At 70.0% G+C, this 14334-nt stretch carries 12 protein-coding genes, 1 pseudogene and 2 CRISPR repeat arrays (1 of these 15 running past the window's edge); of the genes and pseudogenes, 8 read left to right on the forward strand and 5 right to left on the reverse strand.

The genetic code is table 11. From position 1 onward, the window contains the following. A CRISPR array of direct repeats spans window positions 1-895; the repeat unit is 29 nt; unit sequence GGGACCATCCCCGCATGCGCGGGGAGCAG (it extends 596 nt beyond the left edge of the window). 221 nt (window positions 896-1116) lie between these two features. From cas3 to cas2e, 8 genes are read left to right on the forward strand one after another with little or no spacing between them, the layout of a single operon-like run. Next, window positions 1117-4044, forward strand: a complete 2928-nt coding sequence (cas3, locus tag ACIHCQ_RS10455; RefSeq protein WP_399659959.1) for a CRISPR-associated helicase Cas3' — start codon at window positions 1117-1119, stop codon at window positions 4042-4044. Continuing rightward, window positions 4037-5770 (forward strand): type I-E CRISPR-associated protein Cse1/CasA, encoded by a 1734-nt coding sequence (casA, locus tag ACIHCQ_RS10460; protein WP_399659961.1) that lies wholly within the window; start codon window positions 4037-4039, stop codon window positions 5768-5770. Before cas3 ends, casA begins: the two co-directional genes overlap by 8 nt. Continuing rightward, window positions 5767-6471: a type I-E CRISPR-associated protein Cse2/CasB gene (gene casB, locus ACIHCQ_RS10465; RefSeq protein ID WP_399659964.1), complete on the forward strand. Its 705-nt coding sequence runs from the start codon at window positions 5767-5769 to the stop codon at window positions 6469-6471. Before casA ends, casB begins: the two co-directional genes overlap by 4 nt. Then, window positions 6468-7667 (forward strand): type I-E CRISPR-associated protein Cas7/Cse4/CasC, encoded by a 1200-nt coding sequence (gene cas7e / locus ACIHCQ_RS10470; RefSeq protein ID WP_399659966.1) that lies wholly within the window; start codon window positions 6468-6470, stop codon window positions 7665-7667. Before casB ends, cas7e begins: the two co-directional genes overlap by 4 nt. After that, entirely contained in the window at window positions 7664-8413 is a 750-nt protein-coding gene (gene cas5e / locus ACIHCQ_RS10475) for a type I-E CRISPR-associated protein Cas5/CasD (protein WP_399659968.1), read from the forward strand. Before cas7e ends, cas5e begins: the two co-directional genes overlap by 4 nt. Then, the gene (gene cas6e / locus ACIHCQ_RS10480; protein ID WP_399659971.1) at window positions 8413-9222 is read left to right on the forward strand and encodes a type I-E CRISPR-associated protein Cas6/Cse3/CasE; all 810 of its coding nucleotides are present in this window, start codon (window positions 8413-8415) and stop codon (window positions 9220-9222) included. The genes cas5e and cas6e overlap by 1 nt, the downstream gene beginning before the upstream one ends. 4 nt (window positions 9223-9226) lie before the next feature. Continuing rightward, on the forward strand, window positions 9227-10198 hold the full coding sequence (gene cas1e, locus ACIHCQ_RS10485; RefSeq protein ID WP_399659974.1) for a type I-E CRISPR-associated endonuclease Cas1e: 972 nt from the start codon (window positions 9227-9229) through the stop codon (window positions 10196-10198). Further along, complete coding sequence (gene cas2e / locus ACIHCQ_RS10490; RefSeq protein ID WP_399659976.1) at window positions 10195-10545, forward strand: type I-E CRISPR-associated endoribonuclease Cas2e; 351 nt, start codon at window positions 10195-10197, stop codon at window positions 10543-10545. The genes cas1e and cas2e overlap by 4 nt, the downstream gene beginning before the upstream one ends. Window positions 10546-10634: 89 nt before the next feature. Continuing rightward, window positions 10635-11332: a CRISPR direct-repeat array (repeat unit 29 nt; unit sequence CTGCTCCCCGCGCACGCGGGGATGGTCCC). 63 nt (window positions 11333-11395) lie between these two features. Here cas2e and ACIHCQ_RS10495 read toward each other — a convergent pair. The 5 genes and pseudogenes from ACIHCQ_RS10495 to ACIHCQ_RS10515 form a co-directional block, all read right to left on the reverse strand. Next, on the reverse strand, window positions 11396-12220 hold the full coding sequence (locus ACIHCQ_RS10495; protein ID WP_399659979.1) for an aldo/keto reductase: 825 nt from the start codon (window positions 12218-12220) through the stop codon (window positions 11396-11398). A gap of 116 nt (window positions 12221-12336) precedes the next feature. Then, the gene (locus tag ACIHCQ_RS10500) at window positions 12337-12972 is read right to left on the reverse strand and encodes a class F sortase (protein WP_399659981.1); all 636 of its coding nucleotides are present in this window, start codon (window positions 12970-12972) and stop codon (window positions 12337-12339) included. A 76-nt stretch (window positions 12973-13048) separates the two neighbouring features. Continuing rightward, window positions 13049-13588, reverse strand: coding sequence for a hypothetical protein (locus ACIHCQ_RS10505; protein WP_399659984.1), 540 nt, complete (start codon window positions 13586-13588; stop codon window positions 13049-13051). A gap of 209 nt (window positions 13589-13797) precedes the next feature. Next, window positions 13798-14169, reverse strand: coding sequence for a Uma2 family endonuclease (locus tag ACIHCQ_RS10510; RefSeq protein ID WP_399660061.1), 372 nt, complete (start codon window positions 14167-14169; stop codon window positions 13798-13800). Between the two features lie 18 nt (window positions 14170-14187). Then, window positions 14188-14334 (reverse strand): annotated as a pseudogene (locus ACIHCQ_RS10515) (transposase); the annotation flags it as partial.

Consider the following 14334-nt stretch of genomic DNA (forward strand, 5'->3'; position numbering starts at 1 on the left):
CGTGCTCGGCACGGGACCATCCCCGCATGCGCGGGGAGCAGTACGGGACGCAGTACACGATGCGCGAGGGCGAGGGACCATCCCCGCATGCGCGGGGAGCAGGGAATGGGTCCACGCTCCGGCACGTCGTACCCGGGACCATCCCCGCATGCGCGGGGAGCAGCGCCCGGGTGGGAGTCCGACGACGGGCGGGTCGGGACCATCCCCGCATGCGCGGGGAGCAGTTGTTCATGCGTTTCGGCCGCGACGGCGAGGAGGGACCATCCCCGCATGCGCGGGGAGCAGCGAACATCACAAATCCTTCCCGCGCAAGGCGGGGGACCATCCCCGCATGCGCGGGGAGCAGGCGAAGTCTCAGCGGGTGGTTCTCTGGCCGAAGGGACCATCCCCGCATGCGCGGGGAGCAGATCATGGTCAAGGCGACCACGGTGCCCAGCCTGGGACCATCCCCGCATGCGCGGGGAGCAGGTCCGCCTTGCGGATGCGGGCTGAGAGCTCGCCGGACCATCCCCGCATGCGCGGGGAGCAGAACGTGCCGAGCGGCACTGACTCCTCGGATCCGGGACCATCCCCGCATGCGCGGGGAGCAGGCGGCTCTCAAAGACGCCTCGTTCGATCTGTGGGGACCATCCCCGCATGCGCGGGGAGCAGCATTTCTGAAGGGACCGCTGTGGGACGTCGTCGGGACCATCCCCGCATGCGCGGGGAGCAGCCACCTGCGCCGGAGAGGGCTATAGCGGCCCCGGGACCATCCCCGCATGCGCGGGGAGCAGCACGACGCGGGCCTGACCGACGCCCACGCGACGGGACCATCCCCGCATGCGCGGGGAGCAGTGAAACACCTCGTGCCACAGGTCGCCGCCCTGGGGACCATCCCCGCATGCGCGGGGAGCAGACTGAGCGACCTGCAGTTTTACCGCTGCGCGGCACGCTTTTCGAGTACTTTCATTGATTCCGGCGAATAGGTCAAAGGGGGCACGCCTTGGCCTTGGTGGATTGTGCGGCTCAGGTTGGGCCTATCACAGAACCATGGGCCGCGAGGGATGAAGGCTGAAGTAGGCGCGGGTTTCCTGCACTTGGCGCGGTCCCGTGTGATTTACCTGTAGGCATACCTTCATGACGGCTGGAAGAAGATCCGGTTCAGGGCTCGGAGGCCGCCTCTCCGGGCCTGTGCGGACCGTGTGGGCCAAGCATGACCGGGACAGCGACGGCTGGCTGCCCCTGTGGCGGCACATGGAGGACAGCGCCGCCGTGGCCGGGCTGCTGTGGGACAACTGGTTGCCCGCCAGCGTACGGAATCTGATCGCCGAGCCCTTGCCCGGCGCCGCGCCCGACGCCCGACGTCTCGTCGTGTGGCTGGCAGCCGTGCACGACATCGGGAAAGCCACCCCCGCCTTCGCCTGCCAGGTGGATGAGCTCGCCAACCGGATGCGTGCGGAAGGCTTGGAGATGCGGACCCAGCGCCAGTTTGGCCCCGACCGCAGGATCGCCCCGCATGGTCTGGCCGGGCAGGTGTTGCTGGGGGAGTGGCTTGAAGAGCGGCACGGCTGGAAGGGCAGGCAGTCCGGACAGTTCGCCATCGTTGCGGGCGGTCATCACGGCGTGCCTCCCGAGCATGGGCAGATCAAGGCACTGAACGACCGTCTTCATCTGTTGCGTACGCCCGGACCCAGCCGGGCGGCATGGCGGCGGGTCCAGGATCAGCTGCTCGACGCGTGTGCCGACGAGTACGTCGTACGTGAGCGGCTCAGCGCCTGGCGGACGGTGAAACTGCCGCAGCCCGTGCAGGTGTTGCTCACGGCCCTGGTGATCGTCGCGGACTGGATCGCCAGCAACCCCGACCTGTTCCCGTACTTCCCGCAGGAGCTGCACCGTACGAGTGAGGAGCGGGTGGCCGCCGCCTGGCGCGGGTTGCGGCTGCCTGCACCCTGGGTGCCCGAGGAGCCCGTCGAGGAGCCGCAGCAGCTGTTCGCATCCCGTTTCGCTTTGCCGCCGGGGGCCACGGCCCGGCCGGTGCAGGAGGCGGCCGTCCAGTTGGCGCGTGCGATGGACGTGCCGGGGCTGATGGTGATCGAGGCGCCGATGGGGGAGGGAAAGACCGAGGCCGCGCTGGCCGTCGCGGAGATCTTCGCGGCCCGCTCGGGGGCAGGCGGAGTGTTCTTCGCGCTGCCCACCATGGCCACCGGCAACGCGATGTTCCCTCGCCTGCTGGACTGGCTGGGCCGCCTGCCCGCCCAGGAAGGCACCCAACTGTCGGTGCTGCTGGCGCACTCCAAGGCGGCCCTCAACGAAGAGTTCGCCGATCTGATGCGCGGCAGTTGGCAGCAGGTCGCCGCCGTCGATGCGGATGCCGAGACCCAGGAGTGGCGGCCTTCGCACGCGAAGCGGTCTGCTCCGGCCGAGCTCGTCGCGCACGCCTGGCTGCGGGGCCGTAAGAAGGCCATGCTGTCGTCGTTCGTCGTCGGCACCGTGGACCAACTGCTGTTCGCCGGGCTCAAGAGCCGTCACCTCGCGCTGCGTCATCTTGCCGTCGCGGGCAAGGTCGTCGTGATCGATGAGGCGCACGCCTACGACACGTACATGAGTGTCTATCTGGACCGGGTGCTGTCGTGGCTCGGCGCATACCGGGTGCCCGTGGTGGTGCTCTCGGCGACTCTGCCCGCCGCCCGGCGTCGGCAGCTCGCCGAGGCATACGCGGGAGCCGGCGCCGGCGACCGTGCCGAGGAGTTCGAGGCGGTGGCCGACGACGTCGCCTATCCGCTGCTGACCGCCGTGGCACCTGGTCAGGCGCCCGTCGTCGCGCGCCCCGCCGCATCCGGCCGCGGCGGCGACGTCCATCTCGAACGGCTCGACGACGGCCTGGAGGTCCTCGCCGACCGGCTTGCCGCCGAACTCGACGGTGGCGGCTGCGCCCTCGTCGTACGCAACACCGTCAAGCGGGTCCTGGACACCGCCCGGGTGCTGCGTGAGCGATTCGGTGACGACCAGGTGACCGTCGCCCACTCCTGCTTCATCGACGTGGACCGGGCGGCGAAGGACGCCGGTCTTCTGCTGCGGTTCGGGCCGCCCGGCAAGTCGGACGGCCGCCCCGTGAAGCCTCACATCGTCGTCGCGAGCCAGGTCGCGGAACAGTCCCTCGACGTCGACTTCGACCTGCTCGTCACGGACCTCTGCCCGGTCGACCTGATGCTGCAGCGGATGGGACGTCTCCACCGCCACCAGCGAGGTGCCCGGCAGGCCGACCGGCCGGAGAAGCTGCGTACGGCCGTTTGCCTGGTCACCGGCGTCGACTGGAGCGGTGAGGTGCCCGCGCCGGTGAGGGGGTCGGTCGCCGTGTACGGCGCGTACACGCTGTTGCGTTCCGCGGCCGTGCTGGAGCCGCACCTTGAAGGTCCGTACCCACAGCCGGTACGGCTGCCGCAGGACATCAGCCCCCTCGTCCAGGGCGCGTACGCGGACGGGCCGGCCGGACCCGAGAGCTGGTCCGAGGTAATCGACAAGGCGCTGGAACGCCACGAGAAGCACCGTGCGGATCAGGCAGAGCGGGCCGACCGGTTCAGGCTGGACGCGGTCGGCCCGCCCGGACGGCCGCTCATCGGGTGGATCGCGGCGGGCGCGGGCGACGCGGACGACACCCGTGCCGGGCGCGCCCAGGTCCGGGACAGCAAGGAGAGCCTGGAGGTCGTCGTCGTACAGCGGCGCCCCGACGGATCGCTGGTCACCCTGCCCTGGCTGGAGAAGGACAGGGACGGCAGGGACAGGGGTGGCCTGGAACTGCCCCAGGACCGGCCTCCGTCGCCGAGGGCGGCCCGGGCGGCTGCCGGCTGCGGCCTGCGGCTGCCCATCCAGTTCTCGTCCGCCGACGTGATGGACCGGGCCATTGAGGAGCTCGAAGAACTCTACGTACCGGCCTGGCAGGTGAAGGACAGTCACTGGCTCGCCGGCCAGCTGATTCTCCCACTCGACGTCGATTGTCAGACCCGTCTGGCAGGCTTTTTACTCCGGTACAGCCAAGCCGATGGTCTGGAGGTGACAGATGTCTGAAGGCGTGTTGTCGTTCGATCTGACCTCGCGGCCGTGGGTACCGGTCTTACGGCTCGACGGGACGACGCAGGACGAGCTTTCGCTGCGCGAGGTATTCGACCAGGCCGGTGATCTGCGTCGTCTCGTCGGAGACCTGCCGACCCAGGAGTTCGCCCTACTGCGGCTGCTCCTCGCCATGGCTCACGATGCTCTCGATGGTCCGAGGGACGTCGAGCACTGGGCGGAGCTGTGGGCCGACGAGCAGTGCTTCGCCCCGGTCGGGGCCTACCTGGACGACCATCGCGGCCGATTGGATCTGCTCCATCTGCAGACGCCGTTCTTCCAGGTCGCGGGGTTACGCACGACGCGGGACGAAGTCTTCTCCCTCAACCGCATCGTCGCCGACGTCCCCAACGGCGACCCTTTCTTCAGCTCCCGTATGCCCACCGTCAGCCGTCTCGATTTCGCCGAAGCCGCCCGCTGGGTCGTCCACGGGCACGCGTACGACACCTCCGGCATCAAGACCGGTGCCGACGGCGACGGCCGGGCCAAGGGCGGCAAGGTGTATCCGCTCGGCGTCGGCTGGGGAGGCGCGCTCGGCGGGGTCTTCGCCGAGGGCGGCACTCTGCGGGAGACCCTGCTGCTCAACTTGGTCGCCGCCGATACCCCCGGTCTGCGGTTCGGCGCGGACGACCGCCCGGCCTGGCGGCGGGAGCCGTGCGGCCCCGGCGTGACCGGGCAGCGGCGGCCGTCCGGGGTGCGGGACCTGTATACGTGGCAGACGCGTCGCCTGCGCCTCCACTTCGATGCCGAGGGGGCATACGGAGTCGTCCTCGGCTACGGCGACCCGCTCGCCCCGCACAACATGCACACCCATGAGCCCATGACCGCCTGGCGCAGGAGCCCGGCGCAGGAGAAAAAGCGTGGGGAGGCGCTCGTCTACCTGCCCCGTGAGCACGACCCGTCCCGTTCCGCCTGGCGAGGGCTTGCCGCGCTGATCGCCGACGGGGCAGTAGCAGCGCCCGGTTCCGAAGCCGCGCCGGTGCTGCGGCCGGGGATTCTCGAGTGGATCGCCCGGCTAGTGACGGAAGGGGAGTTGCCACGCGGTTTCCTTATTCGGGCGCGCGTCATCGGCGCGGTCTACGGCACCCAGCAGTCCGTCATCGATGAGATCGTCGACGACCACCTCGCCATGGGTGTTGTCCTTCTGCACCAGCAGGATCGCGAGTACGCGCAGCAGGCCATCGACGCGGTCAGTGACGCCGACCTGGCGGTGAGAGCGCTCGGTGACCTCGCCACCGACCTGGCCCGCGCGGCGGGCATCGAATCGGAGGGAGGCCACCTCGCCGCCCGGGATCTCGGTTTCGCGGCCCTGGACGGCCCGTACCGCACCTGGCTGCTGAATCTCGCCGCAGCCGACGACCCGTACGAGCAGCGCACGGTCTGGCAGCGGGACGTCTACCGCCGCGTCAGAAAACTCGGCGAGCAGCTGATGGTCGGGGCCGGCGACGGGGCGTGGGAGGGCCGGATCGTGGATGTGAAGAAGGGGAAGGAGTGGCTCAACTCCGCCCTCGCCGACAAGTGGTTCCGCTTCCGTCTCAGCAAGAGCCTGGGCCATCCCTTCTCCTCTGACCCGTCGCCGGGCGCCGACTCCGTGCCGGGCGCCGACTCCGTGCCGGGCGCCGACTCCATGCCGGGGCCGGACCCCGTGCCGGGACCCGACTCCTCTCCGAAGGTGCCCGTATGACCACCGTCACTGTGCCCACGATCCCTCAACGGGTCGGACTGATCACCGGCGAGCTCGTCGCCCCGCTCCAGAAGGGCTACCTGGGCGACCGGTCCCATGCGGTCGCGGCGCTGGCCAGGCTGCGCCGCGGGGCGGGCAAGGAGTTCTCGCAGGTGCCGGACCTGTGGGGCCTGGCCGACACCGGAGCGCTGCACGACAAGCCGAAGGACGGCGGCCGGCTGCTGAGCGAGGACGAGCTGACCCGCGCCGAGGACGCTGTGCATATCGCGCTCACCCTGTGGGCTCTGCACCAGCAGTCGCGGAGGAAGGGCATGCACCAGCCCGACCGCCGCAAGTCGCCCAAAGGCCTCGGCGCCGCCGTACGTCGGCTGATGCCGCCGGGCGAGATCGCCGAACCTGTCCGCAAGCGCCTGGTCCGTGCTGGGAACGCGCCGGACCTGCCTGCCCTTGCCCAACGCCTGCGGGACATCGTTCTGCTGCTGCGCGGTGAGGACATCGAACTCGACTACGCGCTCCTCGCCGAACAGCTCTACCACTGGCAGGAACCCGGCGGCCGGGACGCCGTGCGCCGCGCATGGGGCCGATCGTTCCACGCCTACCGCGACCCAGAGGACGGCGACGGGCCGGGCGATCCGGCCACCCCCGCCGACAACAACGACACCACAGACGGCATCGACAGCACCGACAAGGACGCCTTATGAACCGCATCTTCCTCGACGTGCACGCGCTGCAGACCGTCCCGCCCAGCAATCTCAACCGCGACGACACGGGCGCGCCGAAGTCGGCGGTGTACGGCGGGGTGCCCCGCGCCCGCGTTTCCAGCCAGGCGTGGAAGCGCGCCACCCGTACCTACTTCGGTGCTGAGCACCTGCTCGACCCGAGTGAGCTCGGCGTACGGACAAAGAAGGTCGCCGAAGTCCTCGCCGCCCGTATCACTGGGCTCGACCCGTCTCTGAAGGACTCCGAGGCGCTGCGTCTGGCGGCCGAGGTGGTTGAGACGGCCACCGGCTCCAAGATCGAGGTGCCGAAGCGGAAGGCCGACGCGGTGAAGGAGGGAGACGACGAGCCTGCGCCGCAGTCCAAGTACCTGATGTTCCTCAGCGCCCGGCAGCTCGACGGCCTCGCCGCACTCGCCGTCGAGGGCGCGCCCGACATCAAGGGCTATCTCAAGGACAAGACCAACAGGGCCCGCGCCAAAGAGATTGCCGACACCCTCCACTCCGTCGACATCGCGTTGTTCGGCCGCATGGTCGCGGACTCCGCCGACATCAATGTGGACGCTGCCGTCCAGGTGGCGCACGCCATCAGCGTGCACCACGTCGAGAACGATTCCGACTACTACACCGCCGTCGACGACCACAACACCGACGCCGAGCCCGGAGCCGGAATGATCGGCACCGTCGACTTCAACTCCGCCACCCTCTACCGCTACGCCGCCGTCGGCGTCCACCAGCTCGCCGCCAACCTCGGCGAAGGCCTGCGCGAGGACGAGCCCCTGACCGTCCCCGTACGCCGCGCCGTCGAGGCGTTCGTGCACGGCTTCGTCGCCTCCCTGCCCACCGGCAAGATCAACACCTTCGGCCACCACACCCTGCCCGACGCCGTCATCGTCAAGCTCCGCACCACACGCCCCATCAGCTTCGTCGCGGCCTTCGAAGAGCCCGTATCCGGCGAAGGCGGCGGCGGACACCTTCGCGGGGCCTGCGCGCGCCTGGCGGAGTTCATTCCCGACATGGAGCGGGCGTATGGCGACGACGAGTCGACCGTCACATGGGTGCTGCGCGTCGGTACGAACACCGGGAAACTCGCCGGCATCGGCGAGGAGGCGGCCAGTCTCACCACGCTTGTCGAGTCGATCGGCCAGGCCGTCGCCGAGCGCCTGGACAAGCCCGCATGAGCGTGCTCACCCTGCGGCTGGCGGGCCCCCTGCAGTCCTGGGGGACCGCTGCCCGCTTCGTCCGCCGTACGACTGAGACCGCCCCGACCAAGAGCGGTGTCATCGGCATGCTCGCCGCGGCCCAGGGCCTCGCACGCGGCGACGACGAAGCCTTGGCGCGGCTCGGCGCCCTGCGCTTCGGTGTCCGTATCGACCAGCCCGGCACACGGGTACGGGACTTCCAGACCGCCCACCATGCGGTGACCGGCAAGTCCATGCCGCTCTCCGAGCGCTTCTATCTCGCCGACGCCGTGTTCGTCGCAGCGCTCGAAGGAGACAGGGCACTCCTCGGCGAGCTTCACGCCGCCCTGCGCGCACCGGTCTATCCGCCCTACCTCGGCAGGCGATCCTGCCCGCCGGCCTATCCGGTCGAGCTGAGTGTCCACGACGACATCGAGTTGCAGCAGGCTCTGCGGAACGAGCCCTGGCAGGCGGCCCCCTGGTACCGAAAGTTGCGCCGCAGCGGTACCACCGTGTCCCTGGCGGTGCTACGAGAAGCCTGCCCGGGCGAAGACCACTCGGACGTACAGCGCGACCAGCCCCTCAGCTTTGCCGCCGAGCACCGCCGTCACGCTCTGCGGACCGTCATCAGCACGGCCGTGGACGTACCGAACGTGCCTGACGTATCCAACCCGCGAGCTGTGGCCGCCGCCCGGGCTGTGCCCCGGCACGACCCGTTCGCCGCTCTGGAGGAAGAGAGCGCCTGATGTACCTGACCCGTTTCCGTATGAACACGGCGCGCCCCGGGGCCCGTCGCCTCCTCTCCTCGCCCCAGGCGCTGCACGCGGCGGTCATGTCGTCGTTCCCCGGCCTGCTGCCTGCGGATTCCGACAGCTCCGGGTCCGGGGGGCCACGGGTGCTGTGGCGCCTCGACCACAACGCCCGCGCCGACGTCTTCCTGTACATCGTCAGCCCCGACCGGCCGGACCTGACGCACCTCGTCGAGCAGGCGGGCTGGCCCGCGGCAGCAGCCGCCGACCCCGACACCCCCGGCTGGCAGAGCCGCCCGTACGCCCCGTTCCTCGACCGCCTCGCCGCAGGCGACACCTGGGCCTTCCGGCTCACCGCCAACCCGGTGCACGCCATCCGCCGCAAGGACGGCGAACCGACCAAGCGCACCGCGCACCTCACCCCTGTCCACCAGAGGGGATGGCTTCTTGACGCTGAACGTCAGAGGCGTTCGGGACTCCGCATTCTGGAGAAGCCCGACGACAAACGGCTGCTGCCCGGCGGCACGACGTACAAGAAGCACGAACACGACGGCGACCGGCATGAACTGACCGTCCGCGATCAGCGTTCCCTGGAATTCGCCAAGTCGCGCGACGACAGGGCGGCAGACAAGCGCCGCGTGAAGGTCGTGACCGTCACCTTCGACGGCCGTCTCGTCGTCACCGACCCGGACGCGCTGCGCCGCACACTCACCCAGGGGCTGGGCAAGGCCAGGGCGTACGGCTGCGGACTGATGACGCTCGCTCCGCTGCCAGTCGCGGCGGCGGTCGCGGCCGTAGCCGGATAACCCGGTGACGACGGTCGGAAAGCGCACCGCGCTGACCCCACGGCACCTCACCCGCACCGGCGAACGTCTCTCCTTCGTCTACCTGGAGCGCTGCACCGTCCACCGGGACGCCAACGCGATCACAGCCGAGGACGCCGATGGAACCACCCATATCCCGTCGGCCACGATCGGCACCCTGCTGCTCGGCCCCGGGACCCGCATCACCCACCAGGCGATGAGCGTCCTGGGCGAGACCGGGGCGGCGGTCGCCTGGGTGGGGGAGCACGGTGTGCGGTACTACGCGGGCGGCCGGGCGCTTACGCGCTCCTCGGCTCTTGCCGAGGCGCAGGCTGTTCAGTGGGCGAATGTCCGCACCCGCCTCGCCGTCGCGCGGGCCATGTACCGGCTGCGCTTCCCCGACGAGGACCCGGCCGGACTTACCCGCCACGAACTCCTCGGCCGCGAAGGCCGACGCGTCAAGGACTGCTATCGGGTGCAGGCCGCCCGTACGGGAATCCCGTGGCGGGGCAGGAAGTTCGCGCCGGGCGACTTCTCCAGCGGCGATGCCGTCAACCAGGCCATCACCGCGGCTGCCCAGTGCATGTACGGCATCGCCCACGCCGTGGTCGCCTCTCTGGGCTGCAGCCCGGCTCTCGGCTTCGTCCACTCCGGTCACGAACTGTCCTTCGTGCTGGACATCGCCGACCTCTACAAGACCGAGATCGGCATCCCGCTGGCGTTCGACATCGCGTCGGAGGACGACGAGGACGTGGGTCCGCGCACCCGCCGTGCCTTGCGTGACCGGATCAACGAAGCGTCGCTGCTGGACCGCTGCGTCGACGACATCAAGCGCCTGCTCCTGCCCGACGGTATCGCTGCGGGCGGCGATCCGACGGCCCCGCAGGCGGTTGAACAGGACCGCGTCACGCTGCAGAGCGACGGGGGCCGTGAGGTGGCGGCCGGGCGCAACTACGCGGACGAGGCGGTGATCTGGTGACCGTGATCGTCCTCACCAACTGCCCGGCGGGGCTGCGAGGGTTCCTTACCCGCTGGCTGCTTGAGATCTCCGCAGGCGTCTTCGTCGGCAACCCGTCGGCAAGGATCCGGGATGTCCTGTGGGACGAGGTTCAGCAGTACGCCGGCCAGGGCCGCGCGCTGCTGGCTCACACGACGAACAACGAGCAGGGATACACCTTCCGCACCCACGACCACGCCTGGCATCCGGTCGACCACGAGGGCGTGACGTTGATCCGACGCCCGAGCGGCGACGCGCAGCCGATGGGCGGCGGCCCGAAGCCCGGCTGGAGCAAGGCCTCCAAGCGGCGCCGCTTCGGCAGAGGATGACAGATGTCACCTATTTGTGCAGATTGCCGGAATTCATGAAAGTACCCAAAATCAGGGGGTGTCGGCGATAAAGCTGCAGCTCACGGAGTCTGCTCCCCGCGCCCGCGGGGATGGTCCCGCCGGCGTCCTCTCCGGCGGCGCGCAGCTCCTCTGCTCCCCGCGCCCGCGGGGATGGTCCCCGCGCCTTCACCTTGACGAACGTGATCGCGGCCTGCTCCCCGCGCCCGCGGGGATGGTCCCGCGCGCACCGTACTGACGGCCGCGACCAGCAGCTGCTCCCCGCGCACGCGGGGATGGTCCCGGGGCGAGGTGCGGGGACAGTCCGCGCTCCGGCTGCTCCCCGCGCACGCGGGGATGGTCCCACCCGCTCAAGAGCCTGGAAGTGGGCCGCGTCCTGCTCCCCGCGCACGCGGGGATGGTCCCGAAAGAGCGTCCTCGAACGCGAGGCAAAGAAACTGCTCCCCGCGCACGCGGGGATGGTCCCCCGAAGGTGCGCGAGTCGCTGGAGAAGATGCTCTGCTCCCCGCGCACGCGGGGATGGTCCCAACATCGAGCCCTGGTCGCCGCCGACCGGCGACTGCTCCCCGCGCACGCGGGGATGGTCCCTTCGCCCTCAGCTTTTCGATCATCAGTGTCCTCTGCTCCCCGCGCACGCGGGGATGGTCCCGACTGGCCCACCCCGGGCGTCGAGCAGATCCCCTGCTCCCCGCCCACGCGGGGATGGTCCCTCCGCGAACGGCAACACGACGCTGAACGCACACTGCTCTCCGCGTGCGGGGATGGTCCCCCTCGAACTCATCACGCCAGCGGGGACCTTCATGCGCGGATCCCGACCGACCGACGCTCTCGGTCAGTTCAGCGTGTCCGGGTCTGGGCCCATCCGCGTGTCCCGGTCGAGGGTCGTGATCGCCCTGATGTCGTCGTCCGTGAGCTCGAAGTCGAAGACGTCGATGTTCTCCCGGATGCGCGCCGGAGTGGACGACTTGGGAATGACGATGTTGCCGATCTGGAGGTGCCAGCGGAGCACGATCTGAGCCGGTGTCTTGCCGTGCCGCTCCGCGATCGTCGTGATGGTGTCGTCCTTGAGCACCGCCCCCTGGGCCAGCGGGCTCCACGCCTCGGTCGCGATGTCGTGCCGGGCGTGGAACGTACGCAGCTCCTGCTGCTGCAGGCTGGGGTGGAGCTCGACCTGGTTGACGGCGGGCACGATGCCGGAGTTGTCCAGCAGGCGCTGCAGATGGGCGGGCTGGAAGTTGGACACGCCGATCGCGCGAGTGCGGCCGTCGGCGAGGAGCTTCTCGAACGCGCGCCAGGTGTCGAGGTACTTGCCCCGCGCGGGTGTGGGCCAGTGGATGAGGTACAGGTCGACGTAGTCCAGGCCGAGCTTGGACAGGGAGGCGTCGAATGCCGTCAGGGTTGAGTCGTAGCCCTGGTCGCTGTTCCACAGCTTCGTCGTCACGAAGAGCTCGTCGCGGGCCAAGCCAGAAGAGGCCACCGCGCGGCCGACGCCCGCCTCGTTGCCGTACGCGGCGGCCGTGTCGATGCTGCGGTACCCGGCCTCGATGGCCGAGGTCACGACGTCGGCGGTCTGGTCGTCCGGCACCTGGAAGACGCCGAAGCCGAGCTGGGGCATGGTGACCCCGTTGTTCAGGATGATGTGGGGGACGGAGCTCATGGTGGTCCTTCGCGTTCCTGTGGCGGGCGATTGCTTAAGCGCCTTATCGGCGTCGACAATAGTTGCAAGCGCTGATTATGGGCAAGCGCGGCGAGCGCGCGTGGCCGGGCGAAGCGCTAATGGCGGGCACCGGCCTCCCGTACCCCGATCAGATGCGCGTACGCCACCACATTGCCCTGGTAGCCCCTCTTCTTCGTGAATCCGCCCCCGCAAGTGATCACTCGCAGTTCGGCCCTGCCCATGGGGCCGTAGACCTTCTTGTCGGGGAAGGCGTCCGCCTCGTACACCTCTATCGCGTCGATGGTGAACACCGCCGTACGGCCGTCGTCCCGGATCACCTCGATCCGGTGGCCCTTCTTCAGCGTGCCCAGGTTGTAGAAGACGGACCGCCCGCGCGCGTTGTCGACGTGTCCGGCGACGATCGCCGTGCCCTTCGCGCCCGGGGTCGTGCCGTCCTGGTACCAGCCGGTCAGGTTGGCGTTGCCTGCGGGCGGTACGTCCAGACTGCCGTCCTTGCGGAGGCCCAGCCGCATCACCGGGGCGTCGACCCCGATCTCGGGTATGCGCAGGCGTACGGGTGGGGACGGCGGCAGCGGGTCGGCCGCCGCGTCCGTGTAGTGGCGCGGACCTGCGGCGAAGGCCTCCGCCGCGGACGGCAGCGGCGGCGTCACGTACTCGGAGCCGTTCTGGACGAGCCAGGCGCCCGTGCAGACGGCGGCGGCTATGGCCCAGCCCTTCGCCTTGGTCTTCATCGTCCTTCGGTCCTCCGGGGGTATCGCCCGCTCCCGCCGGGCGCCGACGCATCCGGCGGGAGCGGGGACACAGCGGTCAGCTGTCCTGCGTCGCGCCGCTCGCCCGACGGCGCAGGAGCAGCGTCCCGCCGACGGCGGACGCGGCCAGTACGGCCACACCCGCCGCGATCTGGGTGGTGTCGGGCCCGACGCTGCCGCCGACGCCGGTGTCCACATGGCCGCTGGGGTGCTTGTGGTGGCGTACGACCAGGTCGCCGGCGGCCCGCTTGCCGTTGGCGCAGCGGACGGCGATGCCGTGGACGCCCGGCTTGGTGTGCCGGGGGATCGTGAACTGGCCGACGACGACCTCCTTGTGCGTACCGGGCGTCAGGTCGAACTTGCCCGCGCCCAGCGAGTGCGCGTCGCCCACGCCGTGGCCGCCGGGCCCGCAGGCGGTGGTGTTCACGGTGATGGTCGTGCCGGGCGGAGCGGTCGACGGGTACACCTCCAGCGCCTCGACTTTCCCGGCGTTCCCGCCGTTCCCGGCATCCCCGGCGTACGACGCTTGGGTGCCGAGGCCGAGCGTGGCGGCGACAGTCAGCGCGGTACCGGTCAGCAGGCGGGCGGTGGTGCGCATGATGGTCCTCCGAGGAAGTGCGGTGCCTCCTCTCAGAGGTAAGGCGCAGCCCCGCCGTCACGCCTGCTGATGGGCAATCAGGTGCGGTGGCTTCGACCGGCGTGTCGCGCTGGGCACGAGGCGTCGTCGCAGGTCATAGGCGGTGATGGGGAGTCTGATGTTCTGCTTGGCCCGGAATGCTGAACGGGTGAAGGGCGCGGCGGGCCCGGTCACTCGCCGCCCTGGGCCACGAACTCGGTCGTGTCGAGATCGAAGTCGAAGGGTGCGGGCACCCGCAGCGGCTTCCCGAAGGGGACCGTGGTGCGGGACTGGTAGCCCTGCGGCGACGGGTCCCAGAACGCCGTGATCTCCTCGCCCTGCATGTCCAGGACCAGATACACCGGGACTACGCGCCCGTACGCCTCCAGCTTGTCCTGCCAGTCGGCGTCCTTGGTGGAGACGGAAGTCAGTTCGGCGACGAGGGAGAGCGCCGCTGCGTCGGCGTGTCTTCCGTCGGCGTCGAACGCCGCTTCGTGGGCCACGTGGAGGTCCGGTCCGAACGCCCGCTCCAACTGCGGGAAGCTGAAAAGGAAGGGAGCCAGCTCCGCGTCATACCGTTCCTAAAGACTGAGCGGGAGTGAGTCCTGTTGCCAGAGCTCCTGCTCAGCCGCGTGCCCCGAACGGTGTTGGGCAGGCTGGTCTCCCGCTTTCGCTCCACGGCCGGCGGGGCGCATCTGGTGCGCGGTCCGGGAATGTGGGGGCGGGTT

The organism is Streptomyces sp. NPDC052236 (assembly GCF_044548015.1).
In the GTDB taxonomy this organism is placed as follows: Bacteria; Actinomycetota; Actinomycetes; order Streptomycetales; family Streptomycetaceae; genus Streptomyces.

Excerpts from the sequence above, each read along its gene's own strand:
- cas3 (WP_399659959.1), top strand. The coding sequence starts at position 1,117 with ATGACGGCTGGAAGAAGATCCGGTTCAGGGCTCGGAGGCCGCCTCTCC.
- casA (WP_399659961.1), top strand. The coding sequence starts at position 4,037 with ATGTCTGAAGGCGTGTTGTCGTTCGATCTGACCTCGCGGCCGTGGGTA.
- casB (WP_399659964.1), top strand. The coding sequence starts at position 5,767 with ATGACCACCGTCACTGTGCCCACGATCCCTCAACGGGTCGGACTGATC.
- cas7e (WP_399659966.1), top strand. The coding sequence starts at position 6,468 with ATGAACCGCATCTTCCTCGACGTGCACGCGCTGCAGACCGTCCCGCCC.
- cas5e (WP_399659968.1), top strand. The coding sequence starts at position 7,664 with ATGAGCGTGCTCACCCTGCGGCTGGCGGGCCCCCTGCAGTCCTGGGGG.
- cas6e (WP_399659971.1), top strand. The coding sequence starts at position 8,413 with ATGTACCTGACCCGTTTCCGTATGAACACGGCGCGCCCCGGGGCCCGT.
- ACIHCQ_RS10495 (WP_399659979.1), bottom strand. The coding sequence starts at position 12,220 with ATGAGCTCCGTCCCCCACATCATCCTGAACAACGGGGTCACCATGCCC.
- ACIHCQ_RS10500 (WP_399659981.1), bottom strand. The coding sequence starts at position 12,972 with ATGAAGACCAAGGCGAAGGGCTGGGCCATAGCCGCCGCCGTCTGCACG.
- ACIHCQ_RS10505 (WP_399659984.1), bottom strand. The coding sequence starts at position 13,588 with ATGCGCACCACCGCCCGCCTGCTGACCGGTACCGCGCTGACTGTCGCC.